The sequence below is a fragment of the Methylobacterium sp. 1030 genome (genome assembly GCF_040544715.1).
GTDB lineage: Bacteria > Pseudomonadota > Alphaproteobacteria > Rhizobiales > Beijerinckiaceae > Methylobacterium.
Map to the genome: position 1 here is coordinate 413,888 of NZ_JBEPKM010000002.1, position 14,975 is coordinate 428,862.

General features: G+C 73.1%; 11 protein-coding genes. 5 read left to right on the top strand and 6 right to left on the bottom strand.

Annotated elements, in window-relative coordinates; translation table 11 throughout:
• Nucleotides 1-23 precede the first annotated feature (23 nt).
• A complete protein-coding gene (locus tag ABIC30_RS04310; RefSeq protein WP_026604700.1) occupies nucleotides 24-941 on the bottom strand; it encodes an RgsD C-terminal domain-containing protein in 918 nt (305 codons plus the stop codon).
• A 153-nt stretch (nucleotides 942-1,094) separates the two neighbouring features.
• On the opposite strand from ABIC30_RS04310, the gene ABIC30_RS04315 reads away from it, so the two are divergent.
• The 5 genes from ABIC30_RS04315 to ABIC30_RS04335 all read left to right on the top strand — a co-directional run bounded on the left by ABIC30_RS04315 (nucleotide 1,095) and on the right by ABIC30_RS04335 (nucleotide 5,389).
• The gene (locus ABIC30_RS04315) at nucleotides 1,095-1,658 is read left to right on the top strand and encodes a nitroreductase family protein (protein ID WP_020091634.1); all 564 of its coding nucleotides are present in this window, start codon (nucleotides 1,095-1,097) and stop codon (nucleotides 1,656-1,658) included.
• A gap of 11 nt (nucleotides 1,659-1,669) precedes the next feature.
• Nucleotides 1,670-2,299 carry a flavin reductase family protein gene (locus ABIC30_RS04320; protein ID WP_020091635.1) on the top strand — a complete coding sequence of 210 codons (630 nt, stop codon included), beginning with the start codon at nucleotides 1,670-1,672 and terminating at the stop codon, nucleotides 2,297-2,299.
• An 89-nt stretch (nucleotides 2,300-2,388) separates the two neighbouring features.
• Complete coding sequence (locus ABIC30_RS04325) at nucleotides 2,389-3,498, top strand: lytic transglycosylase domain-containing protein (protein WP_354454215.1); 1,110 nt, start codon at nucleotides 2,389-2,391, stop codon at nucleotides 3,496-3,498.
• Entirely contained in the window at nucleotides 3,495-5,006 is a 1,512-nt protein-coding gene (locus ABIC30_RS04330) for a DUF2336 domain-containing protein (protein WP_091678823.1), read from the top strand. Before ABIC30_RS04325 ends, ABIC30_RS04330 begins: the two co-directional genes overlap by 4 nt.
• 41 nt (nucleotides 5,007-5,047) lie before the next feature.
• Nucleotides 5,048-5,389, top strand: coding sequence for a hypothetical protein (locus ABIC30_RS04335; RefSeq protein WP_082557710.1), 342 nt, complete (start codon nucleotides 5,048-5,050; stop codon nucleotides 5,387-5,389).
• Between the two features lie 35 nt (nucleotides 5,390-5,424).
• On the opposite strand, the gene bcsN is transcribed toward ABIC30_RS04335, so the two are convergent.
• The 5 genes from bcsN to bcsA are packed head-to-tail and all read right to left on the bottom strand — an operon-like array spanning nucleotide 5,425 to nucleotide 14,552.
• Complete coding sequence (gene bcsN / locus ABIC30_RS04340; protein ID WP_354454185.1) at nucleotides 5,425-6,414, bottom strand: cellulose biosynthesis protein BcsN; 990 nt, start codon at nucleotides 6,412-6,414, stop codon at nucleotides 5,425-5,427.
• Entirely contained in the window at nucleotides 6,411-8,420 is a 2,010-nt protein-coding gene (locus ABIC30_RS04345; RefSeq protein ID WP_354454187.1) for a hypothetical protein, read from the bottom strand. Before ABIC30_RS04345 ends, bcsN begins: the two co-directional genes overlap by 4 nt.
• The gene (locus ABIC30_RS04350; protein ID WP_100251035.1) at nucleotides 8,405-9,559 is read right to left on the bottom strand and encodes a family 8 glycosyl hydrolase; all 1,155 of its coding nucleotides are present in this window, start codon (nucleotides 9,557-9,559) and stop codon (nucleotides 8,405-8,407) included. The genes ABIC30_RS04345 and ABIC30_RS04350 overlap by 16 nt, the downstream gene beginning before the upstream one ends.
• A complete protein-coding gene (locus tag ABIC30_RS04355; RefSeq protein WP_354454217.1) occupies nucleotides 9,556-12,147 on the bottom strand; it encodes a cellulose biosynthesis cyclic di-GMP-binding regulatory protein BcsB in 2,592 nt (863 codons plus the stop codon). The genes ABIC30_RS04350 and ABIC30_RS04355 overlap by 4 nt, the downstream gene beginning before the upstream one ends.
• 5 nt (nucleotides 12,148-12,152) lie before the next feature.
• Nucleotides 12,153-14,552, bottom strand: coding sequence for a UDP-forming cellulose synthase catalytic subunit (gene bcsA, locus ABIC30_RS04360; protein ID WP_354454189.1), 2,400 nt, complete (start codon nucleotides 14,550-14,552; stop codon nucleotides 12,153-12,155).
• Nucleotides 14,553-14,975 lie beyond the last annotated feature (423 nt).

A 14,975-nucleotide genomic window follows, 5' to 3' on the forward strand; every position in this document is an offset into this window, starting at 1 on the left:
GCCGAGCCGTCGGCCCGGGAGCGTCAGCCGGACTTCGCCACGACCTCGATGTCGCGGTCGAGCCCGCTCTCGACCTTGAACTCCCGGGTGTAGACCTGCCCGTCGTGGCGGGCGATCAGCACGTAGTCGCCCTCCGCCAGGGTGACCTGCGGGAAGGCGCCGATCGCCTCGCGGATCGTGTCGCCGCCGGGGGTGAGGACCGAGAAGGCGGTGCCCGCGAAGGCCTCGGCGCCGGGGGCGGCGACGAGCTTCAGGGTCACCGTCGCGGCGCGATGGTTGAGTGTCGCCTCCGTGACCTTGCCGTTCTCGACGCGCAGGTCCGCGCGCTGGATCGCGTTCGATTCTCCGTAGGTCGAGACGACGTGGTACGTGCCCTCCGGCAGGCGCAGCAGCTCGCCGGTCTTGATGCCGGCGCGCACGAGCCGGCCCTCGGAATTGGTCCCGACCGGGACGAAGACCGAGAACATCACCTGACCGGGCGGGATCTTCTGATCGCCCACCGCACCCGCGAGCTTCAGGGCGCCGGCGGCCACCCGCAGCGTGTCGGTCGTCGGCTGCCCGCCCATCACGATCCGCTTCGAGGCGCTGGCGAAGCCGTAGGTCACGGTCGCCACGTAGGCGCCCGGCGCGAGGGTGAAATGCGGCTCGGCCTCGGTCGAGCGGGCGACGATCGACGGCCGCGTGCCGTCGCCGCGATCCTCGTAGATCCGCCACGCGAGCCCCTGGCGCAGGGCCGTGCCCGGTCCCGACAGGAGCGCCGACAGGGACAGCTGCGCGTCCGGCTCGGCCGGGGGCAGGGACGGCGGCAGGTTCGGGGTCGTGATCGACGGCGAGGGCAGGGCGCCGCCGAGCCGGTTCTGGAACGGGTCCTGCTGCGCGAGCGCGGCCGGCGGGCCGGCGGCGAGCATCGCCAGCGCGGTCGCTGCAAGCCTCATGCGCATCGGTCGGCCCTTCTCTGCTCGTCTCGCCGGTCGCGACACCGGATCGTCCGGGCCTGCCTCTGACTCCCGACCGTGGCGGCGGCAAGGCCGCTCTTCCACCGGCGGCCCGCGCATGCCACATCCCGGTCGGGACGCGATACCGGGACGGAGCGCATGACCGCCACCCTCGATCTCCTGAAGACCCGACGCTCGGTGCCGCCGGCGCTGCTGGACGAGCCCGGGCCCGACAGGGCGCAGCTGGAATCCATCCTGACGGCCGCCTCGCGGGTGCCCGACCACGGCAAGCTCGCGCCCTGGCGCTTCATCGTCATCGCCGGCGAGGCCCGGGCGAAGGTTGGCGAGGTCATCGCGGCGACCTTCGCGGCCGACAATCCCGACGCGGCGCCCGAGCGGCTCGCGCAGGAACGCGCCCGCCTGACCCACGCGCCGGTCGTCGTCGCGGTGGTCTCGCGGGCGGGCCCGCACGTGAAGATCCCGGACTGGGAGCAGGTGCTCTCCGCCGGTGCCGCCACCATGAACCTCGTGATCGCCGCGAACGCCGCCGGCTTCGCCACGTCGTGGCTGACCGAGTGGTGCGCCTACGACCGCCGCGTGCTCGACGCCCTCGGCCTCGCGCCCACCGAGAAGCTCGCCGGCTTCGTCCATATCGGCCGGGCGCGCGAGGTGCCCTCCGACCGGCCGCGGCCGGCCCTCGACGAGATCGTCACCTACCTCTGAAGGGACCGGCCGTGCACTACGACCTCGACCTGCCGCGCGAGTCGCGCGCCCTCCCGCACAACCCGCTGAAGGCCATCGTCGCGCCGCGACCGATCGGCTGGATCAGCGCCATGAACCGCGCGGGCGCGCTCAACCTCGCGCCCTACTCGTTCTTCAACGCCGTGGCCGACAACATGGTCGCGTTCTCCTCCTCGGGCCGGAAGGACGCGATGACCTTCGCCGAGGAGGGCCGGGAGTTCGTCTGCAGTCTCGCCACCTGGGACCTGCGCGACGGGATGAACGATTCCTCGGCGCCGCTGCCGCGCGGAACGAGCGAGTTCGCCTTCGCCAACCTGGAGACCGCGCCCTCGCAGAAGGTGCGGCCGCCGCGCGTGGCCGCCTCGCCGGCGGCCCTGGAGTGCCGGTGGCTCCAGACCGTGCCGCTGGTGCCCCTCTCGGGCGGGGAGGCGGAGAACTTCCTGGTGATCGGGCAGGTGGTGTCGATCTACGTCGACGAGCGGTACGTCGCGGATGGCATGGTCGATACGGCGGCGATGCACCCGATCATGCGCGGCGGGTACTTCGACTATTTCCACGCCACCGCCGACACGCGCTTTCAGATGCGCCGACCGAAGGGCGCGGGGGAGTTCACCGGGTCCTGAAACAGGAACCGGTCGCGCGCGGCCGATTGAGGACTTGTTTACCATAGCGGGCGCAGGTTCGGGCGGTCTCCAGCACCGTGCCCGCCCGGATGTTCCTGTTCACCACGCCGTCGAGCCCACCGGAGAGCCCGCCGCCCCAGGCGCGGGCGCTGCCGGGCACGCCCGCCTCCGGGCCGGTGGTCCAGGCCATCCGCGACGGGGCGACGGCGAGCGGCGTCGGCTTCGACTATCTCCTCGCCACGGCGCGGCGGGAATCCGCCCTCGATCCCGCCGCCAAGGCCGGCACCTCCTCGGCCACCGGCCTGTTCCAGTTCATCGAGCAGACCTGGCTCGGCGTGATGAAGAATGCCGGGCCGCGGCTCGGCCTGCAGGCGCAGGCCGACGCGATCACCCGGCAGTCGGACGGCACCTACACGGTTCCCGACGCCGGCCAGCGGCAGGCGATCCTCGACCTGCGCCGCGATCCCAAGATCTCCGCGACGCTGGCCGGCGCGCTGACCCAGCAGAACGCCGACGCCCTCACGGGCGCCCTCGGTCGCGAGCCGACCGCGGGCGATCTCTACGCGGCCCACGTGCTGGGCGCGAAGGGCGCGGCCGCCCTGATCTCGACCGCCCGCGCCTTCCCCGAGCGCGCCGCCGCCCTCGACCTGCCGGAGGCGGCCGGTGCCAACCGGGCGCTGTTCTACGACCGCGCCGGCCGGCCGCGGAGTGCTGCCGAACTCTATGCCAGCCTCTCGGCGGCGGCCCAGGGCGCCGCGGCCACCGACCTCACCGGCCTGCGCCAGGACGGCGCCGCGGCGCCGCAGGCCGTCTCGGCCTACGCCAGCGCGGCGACCGCGTTCGGCGGGACCTCGGACCTGCGCAGCCTGTTCCAGACAGACCAGCGCGGCGCGGCCTCCGACGCCGCGGCCCGTCTCTGGCAGGCGCGCAACAGCGCCGCGCCGGTGCAGCACGCGGCGCCGACCTATTTCCCGCGCTCCGACGCCGAGCCGCCACCGCGCGTCGCCGTCGCGGAGCCCGCCGTCACGGGTGCCATCACGGGTGCCATCACGGGCGCAACGGCGGGACCGGCGGCGACGCCGCCGGGCGCCGCCCTCCTCAATCCGCCGCTGCCGCCCCGCCGACCCGCGGAACTCGCGGCCGCGGCGTCCATGTCCGGCAGCAGGACCAGCCTGTTTGCCCCCCGGAGCGGTCGATGATCATCCGCGACTTTCTGGCCTGGACGCAGGACGCCTCGGCCGAGCGCCGGGCCGAGGCGACCGCGACGCTGGCCCGGACCTACCTCTACGGCGACCTGGGCGCCGACGCGGCCTGGGAGGCCAAGACCGCGCTGCTCGCGCTCCTCGACGACCCGTCGCCGCTCGTGCGCCGGGCGCTCGCCGAGACCTGCGCGGCCTCGGCGCGGGCGCCGCGCCCGCTGGTCGTCGCTCTGTCCTCCGACGTTCCCGAGGTGGCGCGGCCGGTGCTCGCCCGCTCGCCGGTCCTCACCGACGCCGACCTCGTGGACGCGGCCGCCCTCGGCGACGAGGCCACCCGCGCGGTGATCGCCGCCCGGCACCACCTCTCGCACGCGGTCGCGGGCGCCCTGGCGGAGATCGGCGAGACCGACACGCTGGTCGTACTCGCGGCCAATCCGACGGCGAAGATCACCGCGGGCCGGATGCTGCGCATGATCGAGCGCCGCGGCGACGAGGCCGCCCTGCGCGAGGCGCTCCTCGCCCGCGCCGACCTGCCGCCGGAGGTGCGCCATGCCCTCGGGATCGCGGTGGCGCGGGCGCTCACCGACTTCGTCACCGACCGCGCTTGGCTCGGCGCCGAGCGCTTGGACCGGATGAGCCGCGAGGCCGGCGAGCGCGTCGCGCTCGAGGCTTGCGAGGGCTTCGGCGCGGCCGCCGTGACGCGGCTGGTGACCCATCTGCGCGCAAGCCGGCAGCTGACCGCGGGCCTGATCCTGCGCGCCGTGCTCTCGGGCCGGACGGACTTCGCGCTCGCCGCCCTGGCCGACCTGTCGGGGCAGGATCATGCCGGGGTCGCCCGGGCCATGCGCGACCCGCGCCTGTTCGCGGACCTGCACGACCGCGCCGGGCTGCCCGAAGCGCTCCTGCCGGCGATGCAGGCGGCGCTCTCCGCCTGGCAGGAACTCGCCCGCGCGGCGGCCCCGGTCCGGGGCACCGGCCTGTCGCGGCGCCTCATCGAATCCGCCATCGGAGCCTGCGGCGACCTGTCGGATCCGGAGATGCACCCGGTCATCACGCTGCTCAACCGCTACGAGGCCGAGGCGGCCCGCGACGAGGCGCGCGAGGTGGCCCGCGCCATCGCCGCCCAGGCGCTGGCGCGCGAGACCGCCCGCCGTGAGGCCGAGGCCGCCGACGCCGCGTGGCGCGCCGCCCTGGAGAGCCAGCGCCGGACCGCTTTCGCGGAGGAGACCGATACGGCGACCCCGGTCGTCGTGGCGATCGCCGACGCCGCGGACGGGCCTGCCGCGGCCGAGCCGGTCAACCCGGTGGGCGCGATCCTCGACGCGCTGCCCGAGCAGATCCTGGCCTGGTACCGGCCCGAGGAGGTCGACCCGGAGGTCCAGGCCGCGACCGACCTCGTGCTCGACGGTCTGGGCGACAGCATCCTCGATCATTTCCGCGCCAGCCGGGACCCCGCCGGGCCGGAGCCGGCCGCGAGCGAGGATAAGCCGGAGCGGATCGCCGCCTGATCGCCGCCTGGATCCGCCAAGGCTCGCCGCTCGGGGGAGCGATGGCACCGGACATCTCCCGATATCGCCGGCTGCCGGGGGAGGAGCCGCGCTACGTCCTGGCGGAGGCGCGGACGCTGATCGCGGAGCGCGCCTACCTGTTCAGCCTCTACGCGGTCGACGTGGTCGCCTCCGACGGGCTGACCGGCCGACACGTTCTCGCCGTGCCGGTCGCGATCAGCGCGGTCTCGATCACGGTGGGCCTCGTCCTGACCGAGGCGGATTCCCGCAGGGCCGAGGCGGGCGATCTCGCGGGCGTCGCGTCCCTCGCCCAGGCGGTGCAGGGCGGATACCGGCGCTTCCGAACCTTCCCGGCGAACGAGCTCGGGCGTTTCGTGCTCTGACGGCTCAGATCCGAGGCGGGCGCCCGGACCTGAACTCAGTTCGGCGGCCGATAGGCCTCCGGCGGTAGGTCGCGGAAGAAGGTCTCACCGGGGGCCTGCCCCGGCGCCGGCTTCGGTGCGATCCCGCTGCCGCTCCCCTCAATGATGTAGCGCTGGCCGCCCGGCTCCGGCAGCACCGGTGCGGGGGTCTGGGGGGTCGGCGGCACGATGTAGCGCTTCTGATCCGGCGCCCCGGCGCTCGGGGACGGTGCCGGCGGCGCGACGGGCGGCGCCGCGGGTGGCGCGACGGGCGACGCCACGGGCACCTGCGGCGGTGACGCGGCCGGCGTCCGCACCGGCGGAACCTCGTCTCGGCGTGCCTCGGCCGCGGCCGGCCGGCTCGGGCGGCGGACGGCGGCCCGCGGCGCGACCCGACGCGGCGGGACGCGCGCGACAACCGGCGGGGGGCGGGTGCCGGGCAGGGCGATCCTGAGGCCCTCCACCGCCCGCACGAGGTCGCCGAGGCTGGCCTCGGCCGTGCGGCACAGCCGGATCCGCAGGGAGATCGCGCGGCGCGCGAGCGGCTCCGCCTGGAACAGAGCGGGCGGCTGCCCGCCGGCGGACGCGGCGCCGCGTCCGCTCTCGATCCACTGCCACGCGTAGAGGCAGTCGGCGCCGAGCGCGATGCCCACCGGGCCGTAGGCGTTCCGCAGCGGCGGCCGCACCGTCATCGCCTGCCCGGGAAACCGGACGGCGATCTCCCCCGCGATCCCGAACTCGCTGGGCTTGGCCAGCCGCGGCGGGAAGGCGAGGAGCAGGTCGGCGGTCTCCCGGCGCAGGGCGATCTCGGCGTGGTTGCGACCGTCGCCGCCGGCATAGCGCAGCCGCTGGTCGAACCCGTCGCGCTCGCGCGTCTCGATCACCGCGGTCAGCGTCCCGGCGCCGGGCAGGGTCAGGACCGGGACCGTCTGCGCCCGCGCGACGGCGGGCAGCAGGAGACACGCCAGGGCGCAGAGCCGGGCCGTACGGATCGCGGCGCGCCTCACGGGGTGGTCCGCTCGGTCGTGGCGGAGGTGTCGTAGGCCGAGCGCGCGGGCAGCTGGAACCGCTTCGCCTCGGAATTCTCGGGTCGCCCGCGCTCGGCCTGCTGGTCCTGCCACAGGGTGCCGGCGGCGGGCGGCGACAGGAATTCGGGCTTGTCGACGCCGCGATAGTCCGGGAGCAGGGCGTAGCCGAACCGCTCGTAGGGCATCGGGCCCGCGCCGGGCACGCGCCGGGCCACCAGGGGCGGCGCCGGGTTCGAGGGCTCGCGGGCGTAGGTCCCCGCGGGAACGGGCTCGGCCAGGACCCGCACGAGCCCCGGCGGCGGGTAGCGGAGCGCGTTCTCCATGGAGACCGCCAGGGGGAACTCGTTGCGCTGCACGGCGAGGGGCTTGGCGTCCGCGCCGGCCGGCGGCAGGTCCGGCCGCGGCACCCGGTTGATCGGCGGCGTCTCGACCCGCGCCGCGGGCGCGGCGTGCCGCCCGGGTGCGGGCCCGGCGGCGGCGGGCACGGGGTCGCAGGGCAGCGGCGACCCGCCGGCATTCTCGCGGAACAGCAGGTCGACCACCTTCGCGAAGAGGCCGTCGTAGCGGTTCACGACCTCGAGGTACGGACGCTGCCGCTTCAGGCGCTGCAGCGTGAGGGCGTAGCCGAAGACGGTCCCCTCGCTCGGCATCCAGGCGACGGCCCGCTGGAACCACTCCAGCGCCGTGTCGAACTGGCAGGAATTGTAGGCGTACCACGCCAGCCCCTGGGCGCCTTCGCCCGAGGTGGAGGCCGTCACGACTTGGGCGTAGCGGGCGATGCGCGCGGGCTCGATGGCGGGCGGGCGGGGCAGCGTCAGCTTCTGCTCCAGGATGTCGATGTAGAGCAGCTCGTTGCCCACGAACTTGTCGCGCCACGCGTAGGCGACCTCCTCGGCCTCGCGCGCCATGTCGAGCTGGCGCAGGGTCAGGGCGAGCCCGTGGGCGACCATCGCGTCGCCGCCCCGGGCGATCGCCTGCTTGAACCATTCGAGCGCCTCCCGGAACTGGCGGCGCTTGTAGGCGTACCAGCCGAGGAGGCTCGTCTGGGTGGGATCGCCGCTCTTGCGGGCGACGGCCTGGAAGGCCGCGAGATCGGCGGGGGTCGGGGTCTCGGCGCTCTCCTCGTGCAGGAAGGCCGCGATCCGGGCACGGGTGATGTCGAGGCGGATCGCGTCGAATTCCGACGCCCCGTTCGCGCCCCGATGCCCCATCTCGATCAGGCGCTCCGCCTGCGCCATGCGCAGATGCGCCATCGCCTTCTGGATGGTGGCGAGGCGCACGCCGGAATCGGCGTTGCCGTCGAGGATCGACTTGTAGAGCTCGAAGGCCTCGTCGCCCGAGCCGGTATCGCCCAGGGCGTCGGCGACCATCCAGATGCTCTGGACGTCGAGCGGATCGAGGGCGCCGGAATCGGCGCGGTAGAGGTCGATGATCGCGTCGGCGTCCTTGCCGGTGAGCGCCGTGATCCGGGACCGGAACTCGGCCCGGCGGAGCTTGCGCGCGAGCTCCTCGGAGGGCTGCCACGCGGGGTCGATCGACCTGCGCGCGACGATCGCCGCGCGGAGGTCGTCGAACCGCCCCGCGGTGAAGAGGTCCCACAGGGGCGCCTCTTCGGGCGGGCTCGGCTGCAGTGCGTTGAGGTCCGGCGGCTCGTTCCAGCCGGGATAGAGCCGCTTCAGGCGGGCGATCTCGGCCTTCATCCGAGCCGTCTGCTTCTGGGCCGCGTAGTAGCGCAGCGCGCTCTCGTCGACCATGTCGGTCGTGCGCGACGTGGCCGGGTCGGCCAGGATCGCCGGCGCGCGCGGGCCGTCGCCGTAGACGATGCGGGGCTCGGACCGTGTCGGCGCGGCGGGAGACTGCGGCGCGGGACCGGGTCGCGCGTCGACCTGCGCGGCGGCCGGCGCGGCAGTGAGCGCCAGCATCAGGAGGCAGGGCGCGGCCGGTCGGAGGCGTGCCGGCGGACGACCGGTCAGGACTTCAGGCATGACGGGTAACGCATGCGGGCCGCGGTCAGGGCGAGGAGGCTCAGAGTGGCCGGGTAGTAGTTCTGGTTGCCGATGTCGCCGCGCGCATCCTCGGGGAAGGGCGTCCCGTCGAGGGCGCAGGCCACCAGGGCCGGGAGCCCCATGTAGCCGGCCTCGGTGAGCCACTCGACCTTCCGCCCGTCGCCGGTGTCGACGATCGGCAGCCGTTCCCGATCGGCGCCCGACCACAGGGCCTGGAACGGCGCGAGGTCGTCGGGCCGCACCAGCCCCGCCCAGACGAGGTAGAGCGGGATCCGGATGGCGTTGTAAGAGAACAGCGGCGGGAAGCCGTTCGCGGGACGCGGCGCCTCCTTGGCGGAGATCCACTCGGTGGGCAGGTTGCTCGGACCGAAGCGCGACTGCCGCAGCAGGGCGAGGCCGCTGCGCGTCAGGGCCGCCCAGTCGTATTCCGGCGCGACGAGGGCGAGGCGCGGGAAGGCGGGGAAGATCCAGTAGGAGAGGTTGATCAGCGGACCGTCCGGGCGCTCCCGGGCCGAGAAGCCCGAGACCGCGGGGAGCAGCAGCGCCCCGTGAGAGTCCCGGAACAGGATGGTCTTGCGCCCGAACTCGATGGCGATCCGGCGCGCGGCGGTCCGGTAGCTCGGCTCGTTCCAGGCCTCGGCCGCCTCGGTGAGCGCCCAGGCGATCAGGATGTCGCCGTCGGTGGCGTTGTTCATGTCGCTCACCGCCGGACGCTTGTCGGGTGACCAGCGCCACGCCAGCAGCTCGTCGCCGCGGACCATCAGGTTGGCCCGGGTCCAGCCCCAGATCCGCTCGAAGCTGACCCGATCACCGGCCGCCACGGCGAGCAGCATGCCGTAGCCCTGGCCCTCGCTGTGGCTGATCTGACCGTTCGCGGTGTCGACCACGCGCCCCTGGTCGGTGATGAACCGCGCGCGGTAGGCCCGCCACGCGGCGTCGTTGCCGAGCTTGCCGGCGAGCCCCTGGGTCGCGGTCCGGGGCGCCTGCGCGGGCTGCGTGCCCGGCTGCGCGGTACTCGGAGGCACGGCGGGCTCGTCCTGGGGCGAGGCCGCCGCCGCGGGCAGGATCGCCGCGGCGAGGAAAGCTGCGGCCAGGGGGGTGCGGGCGCGGCGGCTCATGGATTCTTCCTGCCGACGTTGCGCACGAGGCTCGTGGTGGCCAGGCCGAGGCAGAGAGCCATCGCGAGGGTCATGCCCACGTAGTATTCCGTGTTGATCGACAGCCAAGCCGCGGACACGAGGCGCAGGTTCGGCAGAGATCGCGGCTGCGTCTCGACGATCTCGATCCGCTCGGGCCGGGACGTCACCAGCGTGCCGTTCGACGCGTCGAGGAAGGCGGCGCTGCCGCCGAGCCTCGCCCAGACCACCGGGTCGACGAGGCAGGAGACGGACGCCTTCAGCAGCGACGCGTTCGGCGCGGTCACGATCACGGTGTTGCTCGCCTGGACCGGGGGTCCCTCAGCGATGAGCAGCGAGGCCGTGGCCGGAACCTCGACCGTTTCGTCCGGCTTCACCTGCGCCGTGATCGTCTGGCGCAGGGAGTGCACCGTGCCGGTGATCTCGTTCCAGACGGAGTCCAGGGCCGCCCAGATCTGGCGCGAGCCGCGTGTCGACGCCTCCCAGCGGTCGATGAGCTCACGGTCCGACGCGGAGCCCGGCGAGGGGGCCGGAGCCGTGGTCGGGGAGGGCCCGGCGCTCGTCTCGCCCTGGGACGGCGGCGCCTGCTGGGCCGGGGCGGGCTGCGCCGGGCGCACCTGCGGGATCAGGGTCGGCAGGGCGCAACGCATCGGGAGGTTGCGGCGCAGCCGATCGAGGGTGAGCACGCCTTCGGGACCGAACTGGCCCGGGGTGGCCACCATGTCGGCGCGGCCTTCCCAGACCCGCTGGACCTGCTGCGGATCGAAACCGACCGATTCCAGGAGCGCCGGGTCGAGGGCGCGGGCGGGCGCGACCACGAGCTGGCTCGTGTCGGACACGACCTGCTGCTGGGTCACGACCTCGAAATCGATGACGCGCTCGGCCGCCATCGCCAGTCGGGCGGCGAGGGTCGCGGCCGCGTCGGCGCTGTCGCGGTCGGGCGTCGGCAGCACGAGGCGCGCGCGCTGCCCCGGGACGACGAACGGTACGGCGCCCCCCTTGATCGCCGCGAGGTCGGGGCTGCGCGCCGCCCGGGCGAAATGCGGGATCTCGATCCGCGAGCGGTCGAGGAACAGGAAGCGCGCCTGCTTGGCCGCCGGGCTGAGGGTGTCACAGACCTGGTCGGCGGCGTTCGGCAGCTGCGCCGAGATCTCGACGTGGTTCACCCCGGGGCGCCAGAGGCTGAAGGGCAGGGGGATCGCGCTGTCGTCGAACACCTCGCCGCGCCCGTCGGGTAGCGGGACGCTGGCCGCGTTGCGCCCGTTGATGTCGATGACGATGCGGGCGTCCGAAGAGAGCCCGGCCACGTAGGCCCCGGCCAGGTGGAGCATCACCTTGCCGTAATCGGCCGGGACGAAATCCCCGGGAAAGCGGAGGGCGAAGCCGACATGGAGCAGGCGCCCCGAGAACTCGCGGGACGTCACGCCGAGGCGGTCGAGCGTCAGTTTCTCGCCACCGTGCACCATGTAGCCGCGGAAGAGCTGGACAGCCTTGAGCCCGCCCGGCGTCCCGGTGTCGGCCGGCACGGCGATGTTGGTGATGGCCTGACGGACGTCCTCGTCGCGGGCCCCGGTGACCACCAGGGTCGGCGGTGTGTTCGGCCGCGACGGCAGGATGGCGAGGCGCGGACCGGTGATCGGGCCCAACTCGGGAACGCCCTCGACGCCGGCGATCTCGGAGGCGGTACCGACGACGAGGTTGATGCCGTTCCGGCCCTGCAGGGGAGGGCCGAAGGTCACGGTCGGACGGGCGACCCGCCCCACGAGGGCGAGGGCCTGCACCGCCTCGATCATCCGCTCAAGGCGGGCCAGGTTCGGACGCTCGTTCAGGATGACCTGGATCGGCAGGGCGCCGCTCTCGTCCGGCTCCGCCGCGGCGAGGGACCGGACGTCCATGTCGGTCGCCGTCGGGACCACGAGGCCGGATCGCGACGGGTCGATCTGCGTCCACAATTCGTAGGTCGCCCCGACCGAGCAGTCGACGCGGTGGCGCTGGCTGGCGGTGAAGGTGACGGCGTTGTAGCCGGGCTTCAGCACGCCGTCGCCGATGGCGAACTCCACCACCTTCACGGCACCGGGCGCCTGGATGCGGGTCCAGCCGACCTTCGTCCCGTTGACGAAGGCAGCGAGTTCGGAACTCTCCGGCGCCACCGAGATCGCCGACAGGTAGGAGAGGCGCAGCCGTGCCGGTCCCCGCGTCTGCGCCTCGGTGAGGTAGACGGGGTAGCGTAGGGAATCCTCTTCCCCGGTCAGGCGGAAGCCGCGCGGGCCGGACGGAAGCCGTCGCGCCGGCGCGATGGTCGCCTGGATCGCCGCGCGCGGCACCGTCTGAGGCGCGGCGGTCCGGGGCGGCTCGGACGGGCGCGCGGTCGGCCGCGTCTCCGTCGCCGACGCGTCCGGCCGGCGTGCGGGGCCCGACCCGTCCTCGGACGGCGCGCGCAGGGCGTTGCCGCTCGGCGGGACCGTCAGCCGTTCCGCCGGCCCCGAGCCCAGGAAGCTCTGGGCCAGGGCAGGAACGCTCGCGAGACCGAGCAGCAGTCCCAGCACGGGGAGGCAGAGCCGAGCACCCATCGCCGTCACGCCGCGCTCGTGCGCCGGCCGCGAAGCTCGGCCAGGGTGCGCTCGTTCTCGTAATCCATCATCAGGCGGACCCAGTCGTCCCCGCTCTCGATGTCGGTGGGTTTGGCGGTCGCGGGCAGCGACGGCGCCGCAGCGGGGGCCGCCGGTGCCGGGACGGACGGCACCGGAGCCGGCACCGGCGCCGCGGCGGCGTCGTGCGGTGCGTCGTAGATCGGCGCCTCCTCGATCTCGACGGGCCTGGGGCGACGGCTCGCGAGAAGATAGCGGAGTGCGCGGAACGGCTCGACCAAGCCCCACCACGCGAATTGCAGCGTGCCGGTGGGAATATCCTTGTGCCGCCGCCGCAGCAGCTGGAAGCGCCGCATCGCCTCGGCGTCCCCGTACATGAGTCCCGCGAGCGCGGGGTAGTCGCGGATGGCCAGCGTGCCGAAGTTCACCCGCATGACGAGCTCCTGTCCGTCGCGCGTCGCCTGGTCCAGGTGGACCGGAAGCGGCGCGGTCCGGCGCGCGCCGGCCGTCGGCTCGACGCTGAGCGTCCCCCGCAGCGGCGGCCGCGTGAGCCCCGGATCGAGGGCGCCGCCGAGGAGGCGCAGGGTGCAGGCTTCGGCGGAGACGCGCTCGATCGAGACGTCGACGCTGTGCCCGGCGACCGTGAGGACGCCGCGGCGATCGATCGCCAGGGAGGGCGTGCGCTCGAGCTGGCGCCGCTCGGCACAGACCCCGAGGGACGCGCCCGCGGTGAGCAGGTTGAAGAAGTTCCACAGCCCGACCACCAGCATGAGGTTGGTCACGCCGGGCTCGTACAGGTAGCGCCACGCCGCGACGGCGCAGCCGAGCATCAGGAGCAGGTAGATCAGGAAAAACGGAAGGGCGAGCGACGAGATGTGGTCGTGGTCGAGGGTCGCCCCCTTGTTGGTGACGTTGAAGGTCGGCTTGCGGGGCGACGCGATGACCGAGACGATCGCCTTGGCCAGGTAGACCCCCTGGATGTACTCGTAGAGTTCCGACACGAACGGCCATCGGAACTTGCCGTAGATATAGTTCTGGATCATCAAGTTGATGATGATGTAGGTCAGCGTGTAGGCGATCGACTCGTCCACGCTGGCCACGAAGATCTTCAGGTCGAAGAAGATGTGCAGCAGCGGCGCGAACATGAAGATCAGCCGCGGGATCGGGAAGAACCAGAAGGTCATGCTGGAGAGGTAGGCGATCTTCTGAATGGGCTTGAGGCCCTTCTGGAAGGCCGGGTTCTTCAGCAGCAGGATCTGGAACATCCCCTGGCACCAGCGGGAGCGCTGGCCGATGAAGTCCGCCAGTGTGTCGGGCTGCAGGCCGGCGATCAGCGGCTTGTCGACGTAGGCGCTGTTCCAGTTGCGCGAGTGCAGCTCGAAGGCGGTCTCGCAATCCTCCGTGATGGTGATGCCCGAGAAGCCGCCGGCCTCGTCGAGGGCGGTGCGGCGCAGAAGGGCCGCCGAGCCGCAGAAGAACGAGCCGTTCCACTTGTCGAGGCCGCGCTGCGTGACCGCGTAGAACATCTCGTTCTCCGAGGGCATGCGCTCGAAGGTCCGCAGATTGCGCTCGACCGGGTCGGGGTTGAGGAACGCGTGCGGCGTCTGCACGAGAAACAGGCGCGGATCCTGCGCGAAATAGCCGACGGTCTCGGTCAGGAACGAGCGGAACGGGACGTGGTCGGCGTCCAGCACCGCCACGAGGTCCCCCCGGGCATGGGCGAGACCGTTGTTGAGGTTGCCCGCCTTCGCGTGCTCGTTCCGGGCGCGGGTGAGGTAGCGGGCGCCGAGCTCGTCACAGAGCGACTGCAGCTCGCCCCGACGGGCGCGCGCCGCCGCGGCCTTGGCCGGGTCGGCATCGCTGCACTTCTGGTCGGTACCGCCGTCGTCGAGCAGCCACACCGTGAGCTTCTCGGGCGGGTAGTTCAGCTGTCGCGCCGCCGCCAGGGTCATGGCGAGGATCGCGGCATCCTCGTTGTAGCTCGGGACGAACACGTCGACCGTGGGCAGGTCGGCGGCTGGGGCAGCCGGCGGCGGGTCGCGCCGCAGCGGGTCCGCGTTGATGATCAGGCTGACGAACAGGATGAAGACGCAGTAGAGCTCGGCCACCAGCAGGATCAGGCCGAAGCCGAAGCTGACCGGGTCGCCCGGCGAGGGCAGCGTGTTGGTGAGCCGCCACAGGATGTAGCGCAGCACCACGAGGCTGCCGAGCGCCATGAAGACGAACCGCGTGCGCGGTCCGTCGAGCACGGCCCACAGCACGATCATCACCGCCATGGCGGCGAGGCTCATGGCGAGCTGGGCCTGCGTCCCGACCGGCTGGCTGAGCAGGGCGAGGCTGGCGACTGTCGCCCCAACCCAGGCCAGCCAACGCAACGCCTGCCTCACGCTACAGCCTCCCGGGCCAAAAATCCCTCGGATCGAGGTGCAACGGCTCTACCGCCGGGTTTGTACAGCGACGATGGTCAATGAACAAACCCATTCGTAATATCCAGCCCACTCCACTTCGCCGGAAATTACAGTTAACTTAGGAATGCAAGCAACCCAGATGATGCCCGGCGCGGCGAAGTCGATCGGGCTGCGAGAGCGGGATCGGGACGCGCCGTTGCGCCGAATACATTAATATTCCGTTCTAAAGCTTCGCTATAACCGGCTTCGGTGCGGGGCAGGCGACGCAGAGCGCCACGGATAGTCGGAACGACCCGCCCGGCGGACCGCGCCCGCGTCGGGGGGCACGGCCGGGTTGCGCCGCGGGCCTTAATCGACCCTTAACGAAAATCGCGCCTCGCTCGGCACCGACCCCCGGGCGTA